The organism is Streptococcus sp. k-378 (assembly GCF_013277505.1).
GTDB classification, from domain to species: Bacteria; Bacillota; Bacilli; order Lactobacillales; family Streptococcaceae; genus Streptococcus; species Streptococcus pseudopneumoniae.
In genome coordinates this window covers 1-15,281 of record NZ_VMNC01000033.1, presented here as the reverse complement: position 1 = coordinate 15,281, position 15,281 = coordinate 1, and the positions used below count along the sequence as shown (strand labels likewise).

Sequence of the window (15,281 nt, the reverse complement as noted above, 5' to 3'; positions counted from 1 at the left end):
CAAACTAGGAAACTAGCCGCAGGCTGTACTGGAGTAGGGCAAGGTGAAGCTGACGTAGTTTGAATTTGATTTTCGAAGAGTATTAAAAATTATTAAAAAGATTTATAAAATTTAGATAGTGTGATATTATGAGATAAAGATACAAGAGAAAGAGGTATTTATATGGCTGAACAAGACTTAGCTATGCAAGTATTGCAACAAGTGGTGAAACTACCTGTTGTTAAGGTTGATCGTTCGAAGTTTTTAGTGGATAAGTTTTCCAAAGAATTAGATTCACAGGACATTCCTACCTTATTAGAACAAGGCCCAACGTCTCTCTTATCTTAAGAAATCTTAGATCGAGTGGCTAATGCCTGTATTAGGGATAATGTTTTATTAGCGAGTGGGACTTCTGTTGTTGCAGGATTACCAGGTGGACTTGCCATGGCAATTACCATACCAGCGAATATAGCTCAATTTTATGCTTTTTCTTTAAAATTAGCTCAAGAACTAGGGTATATTTTATGAGATATGTGAGAAGGAAATATAAAAGAGAATGATGAAATACAAATGTAATAGGTACATATATGTGGTATACTAGTTATAGTAGATTTTAATTGCTTATATCGAGTGAATTCTCATATTAGTGAGGAATTTTTAAATGGAATTACAATTTAATTTAGAACTAGTAGAAACCTATAAAAGTAATAGTCAGAAGGCACGTATCTTAATGGAGGATTGGGTTTATCGTCAGTCTTATTGCCCTAATTGTGGGAAAAATCCTTTAAATCATTTTGAAAATAATAGACCTGTAGCAGATTTTTACTGTAATCATTGTAGTGAGGAGTTTGAACTAAAGAGCAAAAAAGGAAATTTTTCATCAACAATCAATGATGGTGCTTATGCAACGATGATGTAGCGTGTGCAGGTAGATAATAATCCTAATTTCTTTTTTAACTTATACAAAAAATTTTGAGGTAAATAATTTTCTTGTCCTTCCGAAGCAATTTGTTACACCGAAATCAATTATTCAAAGGAAGCCACTTGCGCCAACTGCTAGACGAGCAGGTTGGATTGGTTGTAACATTGATTTATCACAAGTACTTTCTAAAGGAAGAATATTTTTTGTGAAAAATGGACAAGTTAGAGATCCAGAAAAAGTTACAAAAGAATTTAAGCAAAGTTTATTTTTAAGGAAGAACTCTCTTTCAGTAAGAGGTTGGACAATAGAAATTCTAAATTGTATAGATAAGATAGAGGGTTCAGAATTTACCTTTGAAGATATGTATCGTTTTGAAAGTGACCTAAAAAATATCTTTGTTAAGAACAATCATATCCAAGAAAAGATTAGGCAACAGCTTCAAATATTAAGAGACAAAGAAATAATAGAATTTAAAGGTAGAGGAAAGTATCGGAAATTATGAAAACTTATGTGTAATGGTTTATACTTTATCAGACCCTGATTGTGTGAGGTGGTTGTCTGAAAATATGGAGTTTGGTGATGAGAAACAACTTTTTTTATTGAATAAAAAATATAGCTGGGAATATGGAGATGAATTACCAGAGTGGTTGGAAAGCCCAAAACTATATAGATTATTGCTAATAAGTGAATGATTGGAAAGCAATTTAAAACTGAAAAAGTATACAGTAGAAATTACAGAAACTTTATCACGTTTAGTAAGTATAGAGGCTGAAAATCCAGATGAAGCCGAACGACTTGTAAGAGAAAAGTATAAGAGTTGTGAAATTGTTCTTGATTCAGATGATTTTCAGAACTATGACACTAGCATATATGATTAGATAGATGTTTTTATTTTGTCACACAAAAAAGAGGCTCGCACCTCTTTTTTAGTTTCAGATAAATTAATCAATTTTTTTAATAAATTTAGCAATTTCTTTTACAATCTCAGTAACCAAAGCATTTCCCATAAAAAACATTCTCATTTTATCAGATACCTCTACAATAGAACCGTCAGATAGTTTCTTTTTAGCTGTCCAATCATCTGGGAAATCCTGAAGGCGTTCAGCTTCAATAGGGGTAATTAATCTATATTTATTGTTTACAAATAATAAATGTGTGGAACGATTAACAGTTCCTTCGGATGTAAGCATTGTTCGTCCTGGAAGGTTTAAATCATCATAAGGGGACATTCCTCCTTCTGAATAGATGTATTGATGTCCGTCAGAGGATGTTCGTTCAATCTTTTTAGGTCCTCTAAGATATTGAAATTTTTCTAGTTTAGCCTGATCAGTTAAAAAATATTTTTCAGGTACTTCAGATTCATCTTGAAGAATTTCTCCTAGAGTAATCGGATTACCATTGTAGTTAGGTTCTGTATCAATAGAATAGTATTTTCCATGTCTCATAATTCCTGTATTCCAAACAGTACCAGTAAAAGTATCTGAAACTTCAACTATATCATTTGGTAACTCATAAAACACATGACGATTTTTAACTGCTATAGGTTTAATAGGAAATTGTTTCGCAAATAGACCTTGATTGAAAATATAGTCATCATACCTATTATCTTCAAAGATTTCTTCATTTTTTTCGTAAAGATTGTCAACTTTTTGGGCAAAGACTGTATCATTGCGATATACGAAAAAGAACACACGACGTCTTCGTTGGCTTCTTCCATACTCAGCAGCATTAATAACTCTCCACTCTACAGAATATCCAAGATTATTAAAAGCTGTGAGCATGATTGCAAAATCACGTCCTCTCTGTTTTGAGGGCGCTTTTAAAAGCCTATCCACATTTTCCAGAATTAAGTATTTGGGTTTAATGATTTCCGTTGCTCTAATGATTTCCCAAAATAAAACTCCTTTTTTTCCTTCAATACCTTTCTCATTTTTCTTGCTACGCGCAACAGAGTAATCTTGGCAAGGAAAACCACCGACAATCATATCGGCATCCATCTTGGAAAATTGTTCGTCTGTTATATCAGAGATACTAATATTGATATTTTCGCTATTGGGGAAGTGATAATCATAGACCTCAAATGCGTCTTGAGATTTACGAGATGGTTCCCATTGGTTTGCCCATTTTGTTTTAAAGAGTTGCTTATCGGCATTCTCTAATCCTATCCGAAAACCGCCAACTCCAGCAAATAGTTCGAGAACTTTCATCTTTTCTCCTTCATTTTTTTACAGTTTAATCCATTATATACTATTTTCAATGATTGATCAAGTATTAATGTTTGCTTTAGTTTAATTTGATATAATATAAAAGATAGGAGAAGAAAATGGATCAAAACTTATTTAACTATAACGATGAAGATATCGATAGTGTTATTGAATATTCTCACAAACTATTAAATAGAAAATTTTCCGATGTTATGGAAGAGTATAATCGTTCACTCTATAAATCATATGACGATTATAATGATAGAGTAGTCTCTGAGGTACAAGATAAAGCAATTAGTATGAAGTCAAAAGGGCAGTATGGAAATTATATTGAAAAATATTTCTATGGTTACCAGCCAAATAGTGACTCGGAAGCTGACTTTGAAAAAATAGGTGTAGAATTAAAAGTTACTCCTTTTAAGATAAACAAAAATGGGACACTTAGTGCCAAAGAACGACTTGTATTAACAATACTAAACTATATGGAGGAAAATTTAGAGGATTTTTACTCCACTCATTTATGGAACAAATGTGCAAAGATTTTGTTATTGTTTTACAATGGCTTAATTCCTAATCAAACAATGAAGGACTATGTCATTGAAAAAATATTTTTATATGAATGGTTTGAGGAGGATATGGCAGTCATCCTTGAAGACTATCAGAAGATTACAAATAAAATCAAAAATGGAAGGGCGCATGAATTATCAGAATCAGATGGAAACTATTTATCAACTTGTACAAAAGGGGCAGGTAAAGGAAAGGATTTAAGACAACAACCCTTTAGTCATGAATTAGCAAAACAAAGAGCTTGGGAATTAAAATCAAGTTATATGACCTACCTGATTAATCATAAAATCTTTAACCAATCAGATCAAGAAAGTGTTCTGGCTAATTTTAGGGGCGAGAAAAAATCATTTACTGAGGTTATTGCAGAGAAAATTCTTTCCTACAAAGGTTTTTCTGAACAAGAGTTATATGATAGATTTGAAGTGAATCCAAAAGCAAAAGGTAAGAATAGTACTCTGATTAGAAAAATTTTAGGCTTAACAGGGGATTTAGATAAGACAAAAGAATTTCAAAAAGCAAACATGAATTTGAGAGTCATTCGAGTAGATAAGAATAATTTACCTAAGGAAGACTCCCCATTTAAAACTTATTATTTTAAAGAACTAGCAGCAATAGATAGTTGGGAATCATCACATGTTTATAATGAAATTTATAATAAACGGTTCCTCTTCGTTATTTTTAAGGAAATTGAACCTAAGCTATTTGTATTAGATTCTATCAAATTTTGGGGATTTCAGGATAGACAATTAGAAGAAATCCAAAGAGTGTGGCAGGAAACTAGACAAATTATTTCTGACGGAGTTAAATTAACTCAAAATGGTAATAAAGTTTCAACTAATTTCCCTCAAAGTAAGATAAATAGAATCCTATTTACGAAATTACATGCTACCAATGCTTATTATGAAATTGAAAAAGGAAAATTTGTTGGGAAAGGCTCATTATCTGATACGGATGAACTTCCAGATGGGCGTAGGATTACAAAACACTCCTTTTGGATGCCTAAGAAGTTTATAAAAGAAATATTAGATGGGAATTGGGATTGATTGTATTTATAATCAACTTGTGATAAACAAAAAAGAGGTTCGCACCTCTTTTTTTTATTTCTTCTTATGATTTAATACTGCATTGAGGACAATAGCAAGTAGGCTGGCTACGACGATTCCGTTTGAGAAGAACATTTGGAAGGCTGTCGGCATACTGACAAAGAGATTGCTGTTATTTAGACCGACACCTGCAGCGATGGATACAGCTGCGATAAGGAAGTTGTGTTCATTGTTAGCAAAGTCAACACGAGCGAGGATTTGCATCCCTTGAATAGATACAAAACCAAACATTACCAGCATGGCACCACCAAGGACAGGGCTCGGAATGATTTGGGCAAGGGCGCCAAACTTAGGAAGGAGTCCAAGGAGAACCAGGAAACCAGCTGCGTAGTAGATTGGCAGGCGTTTTTTGATGCCTGACAATTTAACCAAACCAACGTTTTGTGAAAATCCGGTGTAAGGGAAGGTGTTAAAGATTCCTCCGAGAAGTACGGCCAAACCTTCTGCGCGGTAACCGTTGCGAAGGCGCGTGCTGTCGATTGGATCCTTTGTGATATCAGACAAGGCCAGATAAACACCAGTTGACTCAACCATAGACACCGTTGCGATGATACACATCATGACAATAGATGAGATTTCAAAGGTTGGCATCCCAAAGTAGAGTGGAGTTGGGACATGGACAAGTGGTGCTGCCGCAACAGGCGAGAAGTCAACCAAGCCCATGGTAGCGGCAATGGCAGTTCCAACAACCAGACCAATCAAAATAGAGATAGACTTGATAAATCCTTTGGTAAAGATGTTAATCAAGAGGATAATCAAAACAGTGATAGCTGCAAGCAAGAGACTTTGACCAGTTGGCTCTGGAACGTTATTTCCCATATTTCCAATAGCGACAGGAATCAAGGTTAAACCAATCGTGGTAATAACAGATCCTGTTACGATAGATGGGAAGAGATTGGCCACTTTTGAGAAGATGCCTGAAACAAGAACAACGTAAATCCCTGATGCGATAAGGGCACCAAACATAGCACCACTACCATGGCTTTGCCCAATCATAATCAAGGGAGCGACCGACTGAAAGGCGACTCCAAGAACGACTGGTAGCCCAATACCAAAGTGTTTGTTGAGTTGGAGTTGGAGGAAGGTTGCCACACCACACATGAAGATATCTGTGGAAATCAGGTAGGTCAACTGCTCCGTTGAATAGCCAAGGGCTGTCGCAATCATGATGGGAACCAGGATGGATCCTGAGTACATGGCTAGTAAGTGCTGCAAGCCAAGAACGGCTGCTTGCGAATGTTTTTCTTGAGTTTGCATTAGAGATCTGCCTCCTTAAATACGACTTGACCATTTTCAAAACGATCCAAACGAGCGAGTGATAGAACAGGGTAACCTGCTTTTTCAAGCAAATCACGGCCATCTTGGAAAGATTTTTCAATTACGATACCGATAGCTTGGACTGTGGCACCGGCCTGTTCGATGATCTGAATCAAGCCTTTAGCAGCTTGGCCGTTAGCAAGGAAATCGTCGATAATCAATACCTTGTCCTCTGGTGAGAGGAATTTTCCAGCGATAGAAACGGTGCTGGTTACCTGCTTGGTAAAGGAGTAGACTTGGGCAGTTAAGATGCCTTCATTCATAGTGATGTTTTTAGCTTTTTTAGCGAAAATCATGGGAATGTTTAAGGCTTCAGCTGTAAAAAGGGCTGGGGCAATGCCTGACGCTTCAATGGTCACAACCTTAGTAATGCCAGCAGCAGCAAATTTTTCCGCAAAAACCTTACCAATCTCTCGCATCAAGCTAAAGTCAACTTGGTGGGTTAAAAAGGAATCCACCTTGAGGATGTTATCACCCAAGATATGCCCATCCTTGAGGATGCGCTCTTCTAATAATTTCATAAGACCTCCTAAAGTCTAAAAGCCAATCCATTTGCTTGTTTATAGTTTCCAGCAAGAAATAGAAAAAGGATCTACTTAATCCCTAAGTAAGTCCCCAAAATAGGCATGGCAAAAACGGCCATATCTCCAAGTTAACTTACTTATTGTTAGGTGTTCCGGCACCTTGTAGAAACGTCGTGCCAATTCACGACATAAACAAGTAACATGATATTCAATTTCAAATAGGCTTGAGCCAATGTTTTTATTTTACACTAAATAACTTTAGAAATCAACTGTTTTGTTAGTGTTTTGGTTTAAAAAACGAACAAATATAATAAAAATGGGCAAAAATCAACTTATTGGCCAACATTTATACTAAATGAAAATCAAAGAGCAAACTAGGAAGCTATCCACAACCTCAAAACACTGTTTTGAGGTTGTGGATAGAATTGACAGAGTCAGTATCATATACCTACGGTAAGGCGACGTTGACGTGGCTTGAAGAGATTTTCGAAGAGTATTAGAAGATTTTTCCATCATAAAAGGCATACTATCAAGTTTTTAGACACCTGACAATATGCCTCTTTCTAACTTTAAAGACTTTTGCCCAATCTTTATTATTCTACTCGCTAAATCTTAAAAAATAGCCATCTGGATCCAAAACTGCAAATTCATGGGGATAGATATAGTGATCTCCAACACGAAACTTTCTTTTGGTTAAGGGACGATGGATAGGATAGTCAGCTTCCATCACTTTTTGATAGAGTTTTGAAACATCCTTTATGCCAAAGGAGAGATTGACTCCACGACCAAAGGGGTAGGTCAGTTCAGCTAGTTGATCCTTTGTTCCCTCCTCTAACATTAGTTGACACTCTTCAAGAGAAAGAGAAAGTTTTCTTCTGGACGTTGGTATTCAATCCTAAAACCCAGTAAACCACAGTAGAAGGACCGGGACTGTTCGATATTCGATACAAGAAACTCGGGAATGACCGCATTGTAGTCCATATAGAAAATCCTTACAAGTCAATTTCCAAGACAATCGGTGTATGGTCTTGGCGAGCACCTGAGTCAATCATATCAGATTTAGTGACCTTGTCAGCGATACGGTTACTTGTGAGCCAGTAGTCGATTCTCCAGCCTGTATTGTTGATTTTAGAAGTCTTGCTGCGTTGTGCCCACCAAGTGTAGCGTTCCGGAACATCGCCATGAATATGGCGGAAGGTATCCGTAAATCCAGTTGCCAAAAGGTTGGTAAATCCAGCACGTTCCTCGTCGGTAAATCCAGGTGAACGGCGGTTGCTAGCAGGATTTGCAAGGTCGATTTCATTGTGGGCTACGTTGTAGTCACCGGTCGCAAGGACTGGCTTTTCTTTGTCTAGTTCAGCCAAATACTCCGCATATTTGACATCCCAGACTTGACGTTCTTCCAAGCGTTTGAGGCCGTCTCCAGCGTTTGGAGTGTAAACTTGGGTCACGAAAAATTTATCAAATTCTAGAGTGATGATACGACCTTCCAAGTCCATGGTAGAAGGGGCACCGATTTCTGGGAAAGTGACAGTGGGTGTGAGTTCTTTCTTATAAAGGAACATAGTACCAGCATAGCCTTTCCGGGCAGGCTCTTGGGAAGAGCGCCACGTGTTTTCGTAGCCTGGGAAGAGTTCTTCTAAAATTTCCAAGTGTTTCTTTGTAGGACCCTTAGCAGAAAGCTTGGTTTCTTGGATAGCGATGATATCAGCATTTTCAGCGACCAAGGTTTGTAGGACTTCTTGGGACAATTTGGCACGAGCTGAGTCACTAGTTAGGGCAGCGTTTAGGGAATCAATATTCCATGAGATAAGTTTCATAAAGTTACCTTTTTCATTCAGATTATAGATTTTATTATACCAAAAAAAGGCCTATTTCCCCAACGTATGGTTTGAAAAATTACTCTTTAGACTTTATCCTGAGAAAATAAAAATTCCCTAAACTATTTAGAAAAAAATCTAAATAGCTCTTGTGTTTAGAATAGAAAGGTGTATAATGTTATTTAGAAAAACATCTAAATAGAAAGTGACGTTACATATATGTCAAATAAGAGAACAATCCTTCTTTTTGTGGTCTTGGCTTATGCCCTTGCTTGGATAATATGGTTGGCACTATGGCTAAGTGGTGTTGGTCTAAATTCTCCATGGAGTCAGCTTGCTAGTATTGTAGCCATGTGGATGCCTGCACTTGCAGTCTTTATTTTAGGGAAAATCACGAATCAACCTAGTGGAATCAAATCTAAATTAGTCGTGAATCTCAAGAGCAACTGGCGCTTTTACTTACTAGCTATCTGGTTACCAGCAGTCATCAGTTTTTTAGGAGCGGGACTTTATTTTCTTGTATTTCCTAGCAATTTCAGCCTTGGTTTTGAATCTATTCAAGCTATTTTACAAGAAAAAGGTGTCTCTCAATCAGCCATTCCCTTATCTTTCTTGGCTTTGATTCAAATCCTAGCTAGTTTGACTTACGCTCCTTTTCTTAATAGTTTCTTTGCATTAGGGGAGGAAATTGGTTGGCGTGGCTATCTTTACCCAGTGCTAAGAGGACGCTTTTCAAGAGTCCAGACTCATGTCTTGCTTGGTCTCATTTGGAGTCTTTGGCATCTACCAATCAATTTGCAAGGCTATAATTATGGACTATCTTATTTTTCTTATCCCGTTTTAGGAGTTGTCGCCATGTTTCTATTTTGTTTTAGCCTAGGAATATTGTTAAGCTGGTTGTTGGAAAAGACAGGTTCTATCTGGGCTTCTGCCCTATTTCATGGGGCAATCAATGCAACTGCAGGTATTGGGTTACTCTTTCAATTACCAGGAGAAAAAGTTTCAAGCCTCTTGATTTTAGGCCCATCACCGACAGGAATACTATCAGTTTTACCTTGCTTAGTCCTAGCCCTGCTAATATTACAAAGGGAAAGGAGTCATTATGAGTTTTGCAAATAGTTTTAAAGCCTTATCTCATCCAGTTAGGAGAGAGATTTTAAATTTACTCAAAGCGGGTAGATTATCTGCAGGAGAAATTGCCAGTCAATTCGAGTTGACTAGTGCAACTATTTCACACCATCTCACGATTTTGAAAGCAGCAGATTTGATTCATGAAATGAGAGAGAAAAACTTTATTTACTATGAGTTAAATACATCGGTTTTAGAGGATATAATGGTTTGGTTAGCAGATCTGAAAGGAGATTATTTTGATGAAGATAAAAATCAATAAGAAATTGCTATTATTTACGAGCATTCTCATCCTACTACCTTCCCTTGTAGGTTGTGTTTTCTGGAATCAATTACCAGAGGAGATACCCACTCATTTTAATCTACTGGGTCAAGCAGATGGCTACAATCATAAAATGTCTGCTATCTTTGGATTACCGACTCTCATGCTTTTGATGCATTGGTTGCTTCTATTTTTAATAATTAAGGATCCTAAATCTAGCAATATCAGTTCAAAAATACAAGTTTTGATTTACTGGATTATTCCTTTTGTATCTTGTCTATTAATGATTTCTATCTTCGGAGAATCTTTGGGTTATTCCATGATGAGCGGGATTCTAGCTCAGATTTTTATGGGAGTCGTGATGATCGTAATTGGAAATTATCTACCAAAAACACACCGAAATTATATAATCGGTATTCGACTTCCGTGGACCTTGGAGAGTGATAAAAACTGGAGAAAAACACATCGATTAGCTGGAAAAATTTGGGTATTAGGAGGATTGTTATTGTTTCTAAACTCCTTTGTGCAACTATATGTTTACTGGGTATTCTTCTTGACACTTTTCTTTGTAGTGATAATTCCTAGTGTCTATTCTTATCAATTATCAAAATTAGAATCTTGAAACAGGTATTTGAGTCATTAGTTAGAGAAGTTGGTCTGATAAGTCTATTTCCCCAACGTATGGTTTGAAAAATCATCCTCTTTTGTTTATAATTAAGAATGATTTTATGAAAGGGAGTGAAAATACATGAAATTCTACTCTTATGACTATGTACTCAGCCAAATCGGTCAGCAAAATGGTATCATGGTTGGCTTTGGGATTGTGCTCCTAGCTATCACAGGATTTTTTGCCTTCAAGGCGTATCGTGATAAAAAAGGTGACTAGATTTTGTGAATTGGTCATGATTTTTGTCTTGACTTTGATGGCCATGCTTTTGGTGACAATCTCAAAATATCAGACCAATTAAGCCTCTAACAACCAATTTCAAACTTCATTTCATAGAGGTTGTTTCTAAAGACTTGGGAGTGGATAAATCAGAAGTTTACGTCAATACTTCTGCAGTTACTGATGGAGAACTTGTCAAGGTCGGTTCAGATTTCTACCACGCCATGAACGAGAGCGAATTAGATAAGTATCTTTTAAAGAAATTAGAATTGCATCAAACAGACGTTATTGAATTGGTGAAGGTAAACAAGAGACACTCAACTGTATGGAAATTGTAATCGAACTGGCCTTGGGGCTCTTCTCACTTGTTTTGTTATCAATGTGATAGGAAAGGGGAACTTAGCACCTAACTCTGCGACAGATTAAATTCAGAATTATGTTCTCTGTGCTATCATTGGTGGGGTGATTTACAATAGTTCTATCAGCATTTTGCAGTACGAGGTGATTTTACTGATGTGGACTATTTTGGTTTTGACCCTCAAGTGGCTTCATAATATTCGTTTTGTGAAATGTTTGATTGATGGTAAGCCAACTCTCCTCATCAAACATGAGAAGATTGACCTAGAAGCCTGTCGTTCGGTTGATTTGTTTGGGGTGGATGTAACCCTCAAACTTCGTAGCCAAGGGATTTTCCAGATGAAGCAAGTTGAACGAGCTGTGCAGGAGCAAAATGACCAACTCATCGTGGTCCAAATGGGAGATGAAAATCCTAAGTATCTAATTGTGACTGATGGTGTTATCCAAGTAGAAGTCTTGGAATCGCTTGGCTGTAGCGAAGAGTGGTTGATTGATAATCTCGGCAAACAAGGGCATGACAATGTAGCCAATATCTTTATCGCTGAGTATGACAAAGGTGACGTTACAGTTGTAACCTATGAATAAGAAAAACCTGGGGTCGGAGTCTCAGGTTTCCATTTGGAACTAGAAAGGAATTTTATGTCCATTATTCAAAAACTCTGGTGGTTTTTTAAGCTAGAAAAACGCCGTTATCTAGTCGGAATTGTGGCCTTGGTCTTGGTTTCTGTCCTTAACCTTATTCCCCCAATGGTCATGGGGCGGATCATTGATGCTATCACATCGGGGCAATTAATTCAGAATGAACTACTTATTTACCTATTTTACTTGCTTCTTGCGGCCTTTGGTATGTACTATCTGCGCTATGTTTGGCGTATGTATATTCTTGGGACATCCTACCGTCTGGGGCAGATTATGAGGTCTCGCTTGTTTGAGCATTTTACAAAGATGTCTCCAGCCTTTTATCAAACCTATCGGACGGGGGACTTGATGGCACACGCAACCAATGATATCAATTCTTTGACGAGTCTTGCAGGTGGTGGTGTTATATCTGCGGTGGATGCCTCTATTACAGCTTTAGTGACTTTGCTGACCATGCTCTTTAGCATTTCCTGGCAGATGACTCTAGTTGCAATTTTGCCCCTGCCTTTTATGGCATATGCGACCAGTCGTTTGGGAAGAAAGACTCATAAGGTCTTTGGAGAGTCACAGGATGCCTTTTCTGAACTCAATAACAAGGTTCAGGAGTCTGTATCAGGTATCAAAGTGACCAAGTCTTTTGGTTATCAGGCAGATGAGCTGGAGTCCTTTCAGGCAGTCAATGAATTAACCTTCCAAAAGAATCTCCAAACCATGAAATACGATAGACTCTTTGACCCAATGGTTCTCTTGTTTGTTGGATTATCCTATGTTTTAACACTCTTAGTCGGCTCTTTGATGGTTCGGGAGGGGCAGATTACAGTTGGAAATTTGGTCACTTTTATTAGTTATTTGGATATGATGGTCTGGCCTCTCATGGCTATTGGTTTCCTCTTTAATATCACTCAGCGAGGAAAGGTTTCTTACCAGCGGATTGAGAATCTTTTGTCTCAGGAATCATCTGTAAAAGACTCCGAGTTTCCTCTGGATGGTATTGAAAACGGGCGCTTGGAGTATGCTATTGATAACTTTGCTTTTGAAAACGAGGAAACGCTGACCAATATTCACTTTAGTTTGGAAAAAGGGCAAACCCTGGGCTTGGTTGGGCAGACAGGCTCTGGGAAAACATCCTTGATTAAACTCCTCTTGCGTGAGTACGATGTGGATAAGGGAGCTATTTATCTAAATGGTCACGATATTAGGGATTATCGTTTGACAGACCTTCGCAGTCTTATGGGCTACGTCCCTCAGGACCAGTTCCTCTTTGCGACTTCGATTTTAGACAATATTCGCTTTGGCAATCCTAACTTGCCCATTTCAGCGGTCGAGGAAGCGACTAAGCTAGCTCAAGTTTACCAAGACATTGTAGCCATGTCACAGGGATTTGATACGTTGATTGGTGAAAAGGGAGTCAGTCTTTCTGGTGGGCAAAAGCAGCGGCTGGCTATGAGTCGGGCTATGATTTTAGACCCTGATATCTTGATTTTGGATGATTCTTTGTCGGCCGTGGATGCCAAGACAGAGTATGCGATTATCGACAACCTTAAGGAGACGCGAAAGGACAAGACAACCATTATTACGGCTCATCGCCTCAGTGCAGTTGTCCATGCAGATTTGATTTTAGTCCTGCAAAATGGTCAAATCATCGAACGAGGCAGGCACGAAGACTTGCTAGCTTTGGATGGCTGGTATGCCCAAACCTACCAGTCTCAGCAGCTGGAAATGAAGGGAGAAGAAGATGCAGAATAAACAAGAACAATGGGCTGTATTGAAGCGCTTGATATCTTATCTCAAGCCTTATGGTCTTCTGACCTTTTTGGCACTCAGCTTTCTCCTAGCGACTACGGTCATTAAAAGTGTCATTCCCCTTGTGGCTTCCCACTTTATCGACCAGTATCTCAGCAATCTCAATCAACTCGCTGTGACAGTGTTGCTGGCCTACTATGGTCTCTATATCCTGCAAACTCTGGTTCAGTATGTCGGAAATCTTCTCTTTGTACGGGTGTCTTACAGTATTGTGAGGGATATTCGTCGCGATGCCTTTGCCAATATGGAGAAGCTAGGCATGTCTTATTTTGACAAGACGCCAGCAGGCTCTATCGTCTCTCGTTTGACTAATGATACCGAGACAATCAGTGATATGTTTTCGGGGATTTTATCCAGTTTTATCTCAGCAATTTTTATCTTTTTGACAACCCTTTATACCATGTTGGTGTTGGATTTTCGTTTGACAGCATTAGTCCTGCTCTTTCTCCCTTTGATTTTCCTTTTGGTCAATCTCTATCGTAAAAAATCAGTCAAGATTATCGAGAAAACCAGAAGTCTCTTGTCAGATATCAATAGTAAGCTGGCAGAAAATATCGAAGGAATTAGGATTATCCAGGTCTTTAATCAAGAAAAGCGCCAGCAGGCAGAATTTGATGAGATTAACCAAGAACACTTGGTCTATGCCAACCGCTCTGTAGCCTTTGATGCCCTCTTGTTGCGCCCTGCTATGAGTTTGTTGAAACTCCTAGGTTATACTGTCTTAATGGCTTATTTTGGCTACCGTGGACTTTATCTGGGAATAACGGCAGGAACTATGTATGCCTTTATCCAGTATATCAACCGTCTCTTTGATCCCCTGATTGAAGTAACGCAAAACTTTTCAACCCTGCAAACGTCTATGGTGTCTGCAGGCCGTGTCTTTGCCTTGATTGACGAGGCAACCTATGAGCCTCTTCAAGAAAATAGTCAGGTTGAGGTTGAAGAAGGCAATATTCGTTTTGAACATGTGTGTTTCTCATATGATGGCAAACATCCGATTCTGGATGATATTTCTTTTTCGGTCAACAAGGGTGAAACCATTGCCTTTGTAGGTCATACAGGTTCGGGGAAATCTTCGATTATCAATGTCCTCATGCGCTTTTATGAATTCCAGTCAGGGAGAGTTCTCTTGGATGATGTGGATATCAGGGATTTCAGTCAAGAAGAGCTGAGAAAAAACATCGGTTTGGTCTTGCAGGAACCCTTTCTCTATCATGGAACTATTAAGTCCAATATCGCCATGTACCAAGAAATCAGTGATGATCAGGTTCAGGCTGCGGCAGCCTTTGTGGATGCAGATTCCTTTATTCAAGAACTTCCTAAGGGGTACGACTCCCCTGTGTCTGAGCGTGGATCGAGTTTTTCAACTGGTCAGCGACAGCTTCTTGCCTTTGCCAGAACAGTTGCCAGCCAGCCTAAAATCCTGATTTTGGATGAAGCGACCGCCAATATTGACTCTGAAACAGAAAGCTTGGTTCAAGCTTCTCTGGCGAAGATGAGACAGGGCCGAACAACTATTGCTATCGCTCACCGCCTTTCTACTATTCAAGACGCCAACTGCATCTATGTTTTGGACAAGGGGCGCATTATCGAGAGTGGAACTCATGAAGAACTCTTGGCCTTGGGAGGAACCTATCACAAGATGTATAGCTTGCAGGCAGGGGCCATGTCCTAACACTCTTTGATTTTCATTGAGTAAAAGAAGGAAATCCTTCAAATTACAGATTTCTTTCACCGCCTTTTCCATTTTGTGGTATAATCCCGACTTTA

12 protein-coding genes, 5 pseudogenes and 1 riboswitch are annotated in these 15,281 nt (G+C 38.3%); of the genes and pseudogenes, 11 read left to right on the top strand and 6 right to left on the bottom strand.

Annotated features, from left to right (window positions below):
- Positions 1-162 precede the first annotated feature (162 nt).
- The 3 pseudogenes from HT719_RS11535 to HT719_RS11530 all read left to right on the top strand — a co-directional run.
- A pseudogene (locus HT719_RS11535) lies at positions 163-501 on the top strand (hypothetical protein); the annotation flags it as partial.
- Positions 502-640: 139 nt separating this feature from the next.
- Positions 641-1,403 (top strand): annotated as a pseudogene (locus HT719_RS03815) (DpnI domain-containing protein).
- A pseudogene (locus HT719_RS11530) lies at positions 1,399-1,779 on the top strand (DpnD/PcfM family protein); the annotation flags it as partial. The pseudogenes HT719_RS03815 and HT719_RS11530, both read left to right, overlap by 5 nt.
- A gap of 63 nt (positions 1,780-1,842) precedes the next feature.
- Here the strand turns inward: HT719_RS11530 and dcm are convergent.
- Positions 1,843-3,108, bottom strand: coding sequence for a DNA (cytosine-5-)-methyltransferase (gene dcm, locus HT719_RS03805; protein WP_172928296.1), 1,266 nt, complete (start codon positions 3,106-3,108; stop codon positions 1,843-1,845).
- Between the two features lie 116 nt (positions 3,109-3,224).
- Here dcm and HT719_RS03800 point away from each other — a divergent pair, with 116 nt between their 5' ends.
- Positions 3,225-4,715 carry a Sau3AI family type II restriction endonuclease gene (locus HT719_RS03800; RefSeq protein WP_172928294.1) on the top strand — a complete coding sequence of 497 codons (1,491 nt, stop codon included), beginning with the start codon at positions 3,225-3,227 and terminating at the stop codon, positions 4,713-4,715.
- 54 nt (positions 4,716-4,769) lie between these two features.
- Here the strand turns inward: HT719_RS03800 and HT719_RS03795 are convergent, their stop codons facing one another.
- The 5 genes from HT719_RS03795 to HT719_RS03775 form a co-directional block, all read right to left on the bottom strand.
- Positions 4,770-6,032, bottom strand: coding sequence for a nucleobase:cation symporter-2 family protein (locus tag HT719_RS03795; RefSeq protein WP_172928292.1), 1,263 nt, complete (start codon positions 6,030-6,032; stop codon positions 4,770-4,772).
- Positions 6,032-6,613, bottom strand: coding sequence for a xanthine phosphoribosyltransferase (locus tag HT719_RS03790; protein ID WP_172928290.1), 582 nt, complete (start codon positions 6,611-6,613; stop codon positions 6,032-6,034). The genes HT719_RS03795 and HT719_RS03790 overlap by 1 nt, the downstream gene beginning before the upstream one ends.
- A 123-nt stretch (positions 6,614-6,736) precedes the next feature.
- Positions 6,737-6,832: riboswitch (purine riboswitch) on the bottom strand.
- A 382-nt stretch (positions 6,833-7,214) separates the two neighbouring features.
- Positions 7,215-7,454, bottom strand: a complete 240-nt coding sequence (locus tag HT719_RS03785; protein ID WP_172928287.1) for a glyoxalase — start codon at positions 7,452-7,454, stop codon at positions 7,215-7,217.
- Entirely contained in the window at positions 7,454-7,597 is a 144-nt protein-coding gene (locus HT719_RS03780; protein WP_001809023.1) for a hypothetical protein, read from the bottom strand. The genes HT719_RS03785 and HT719_RS03780 overlap by 1 nt, the downstream gene beginning before the upstream one ends.
- An 11-nt stretch (positions 7,598-7,608) precedes the next feature.
- The gene (locus HT719_RS03775; protein WP_172928285.1) at positions 7,609-8,436 is read right to left on the bottom strand and encodes an exodeoxyribonuclease III; all 828 of its coding nucleotides are present in this window, start codon (positions 8,434-8,436) and stop codon (positions 7,609-7,611) included.
- Between the two features lie 219 nt (positions 8,437-8,655).
- On the opposite strand from HT719_RS03775, the gene HT719_RS03770 reads away from it, so the two are divergent.
- From HT719_RS03770 to HT719_RS03740, 7 genes and pseudogenes are all read left to right on the top strand, one after another.
- On the top strand, positions 8,656-9,555 hold the full coding sequence (locus HT719_RS03770) for a type II CAAX endopeptidase family protein (protein ID WP_172928283.1): 900 nt from the start codon (positions 8,656-8,658) through the stop codon (positions 9,553-9,555).
- Complete coding sequence (locus tag HT719_RS03765) at positions 9,539-9,826, top strand: autorepressor SdpR family transcription factor (RefSeq protein ID WP_166727825.1); 288 nt, start codon at positions 9,539-9,541, stop codon at positions 9,824-9,826. The genes HT719_RS03770 and HT719_RS03765 overlap by 17 nt, the downstream gene beginning before the upstream one ends.
- A complete protein-coding gene (locus HT719_RS03760) occupies positions 9,807-10,448 on the top strand; it encodes an SdpI family protein (RefSeq protein ID WP_172928281.1) in 642 nt (213 codons plus the stop codon). The genes HT719_RS03765 and HT719_RS03760 overlap by 20 nt, the downstream gene beginning before the upstream one ends.
- A 126-nt stretch (positions 10,449-10,574) precedes the next feature.
- Positions 10,575-11,050, top strand: a pseudogene (locus HT719_RS03755) (DUF3290 family protein).
- A pseudogene (locus HT719_RS03750) lies at positions 11,038-11,654 on the top strand (DUF421 domain-containing protein). Before HT719_RS03755 ends, HT719_RS03750 begins: the two co-directional pseudogenes overlap by 13 nt.
- A 54-nt stretch (positions 11,655-11,708) precedes the next feature.
- The gene (locus HT719_RS03745) at positions 11,709-13,454 is read left to right on the top strand and encodes an ABC transporter transmembrane domain-containing protein (RefSeq protein ID WP_119947593.1); all 1,746 of its coding nucleotides are present in this window, start codon (positions 11,709-11,711) and stop codon (positions 13,452-13,454) included.
- Positions 13,444-15,186, top strand: a complete 1,743-nt coding sequence (locus tag HT719_RS03740) for an ABC transporter ATP-binding protein (protein ID WP_172928279.1) — start codon at positions 13,444-13,446, stop codon at positions 15,184-15,186. The genes HT719_RS03745 and HT719_RS03740 overlap by 11 nt, the downstream gene beginning before the upstream one ends.
- The last annotated feature ends 95 nt before the right edge of the window (positions 15,187-15,281 follow it).

Excerpts from the sequence above, each read along its gene's own strand:
- HT719_RS03790 (WP_172928290.1), bottom strand. The coding sequence starts at position 6,613 with ATGAAATTATTAGAAGAGCGCATCCTCAAGGATGGGCATATCTTGGGT.
- HT719_RS03740 (WP_172928279.1), top strand. The coding sequence starts at position 13,444 with ATGCAGAATAAACAAGAACAATGGGCTGTATTGAAGCGCTTGATATCT.
- HT719_RS03800 (WP_172928294.1), top strand. The coding sequence starts at position 3,225 with ATGGATCAAAACTTATTTAACTATAACGATGAAGATATCGATAGTGTT.
- HT719_RS03780 (WP_001809023.1), bottom strand. The coding sequence starts at position 7,597 with ATGGACTACAATGCGGTCATTCCCGAGTTTCTTGTATCGAATATCGAA.
- dcm (WP_172928296.1), bottom strand. The coding sequence starts at position 3,108 with ATGAAAGTTCTCGAACTATTTGCTGGAGTTGGCGGTTTTCGGATAGGA.
- HT719_RS03765 (WP_166727825.1), top strand. The coding sequence starts at position 9,539 with ATGAGTTTTGCAAATAGTTTTAAAGCCTTATCTCATCCAGTTAGGAGA.
- HT719_RS03760 (WP_172928281.1), top strand. The coding sequence starts at position 9,807 with ATGAAGATAAAAATCAATAAGAAATTGCTATTATTTACGAGCATTCTC.
- HT719_RS03770 (WP_172928283.1), top strand. The coding sequence starts at position 8,656 with ATGTCAAATAAGAGAACAATCCTTCTTTTTGTGGTCTTGGCTTATGCC.
- HT719_RS03785 (WP_172928287.1), bottom strand. The coding sequence starts at position 7,454 with ATGTTAGAGGAGGGAACAAAGGATCAACTAGCTGAACTGACCTACCCC.
- HT719_RS03775 (WP_172928285.1), bottom strand. The coding sequence starts at position 8,436 with ATGAAACTTATCTCATGGAATATTGATTCCCTAAACGCTGCCCTAACT.
- HT719_RS03745 (WP_119947593.1), top strand. The coding sequence starts at position 11,709 with ATGTCCATTATTCAAAAACTCTGGTGGTTTTTTAAGCTAGAAAAACGC.
- HT719_RS03795 (WP_172928292.1), bottom strand. The coding sequence starts at position 6,032 with ATGCAAACTCAAGAAAAACATTCGCAAGCAGCCGTTCTTGGCTTGCAG.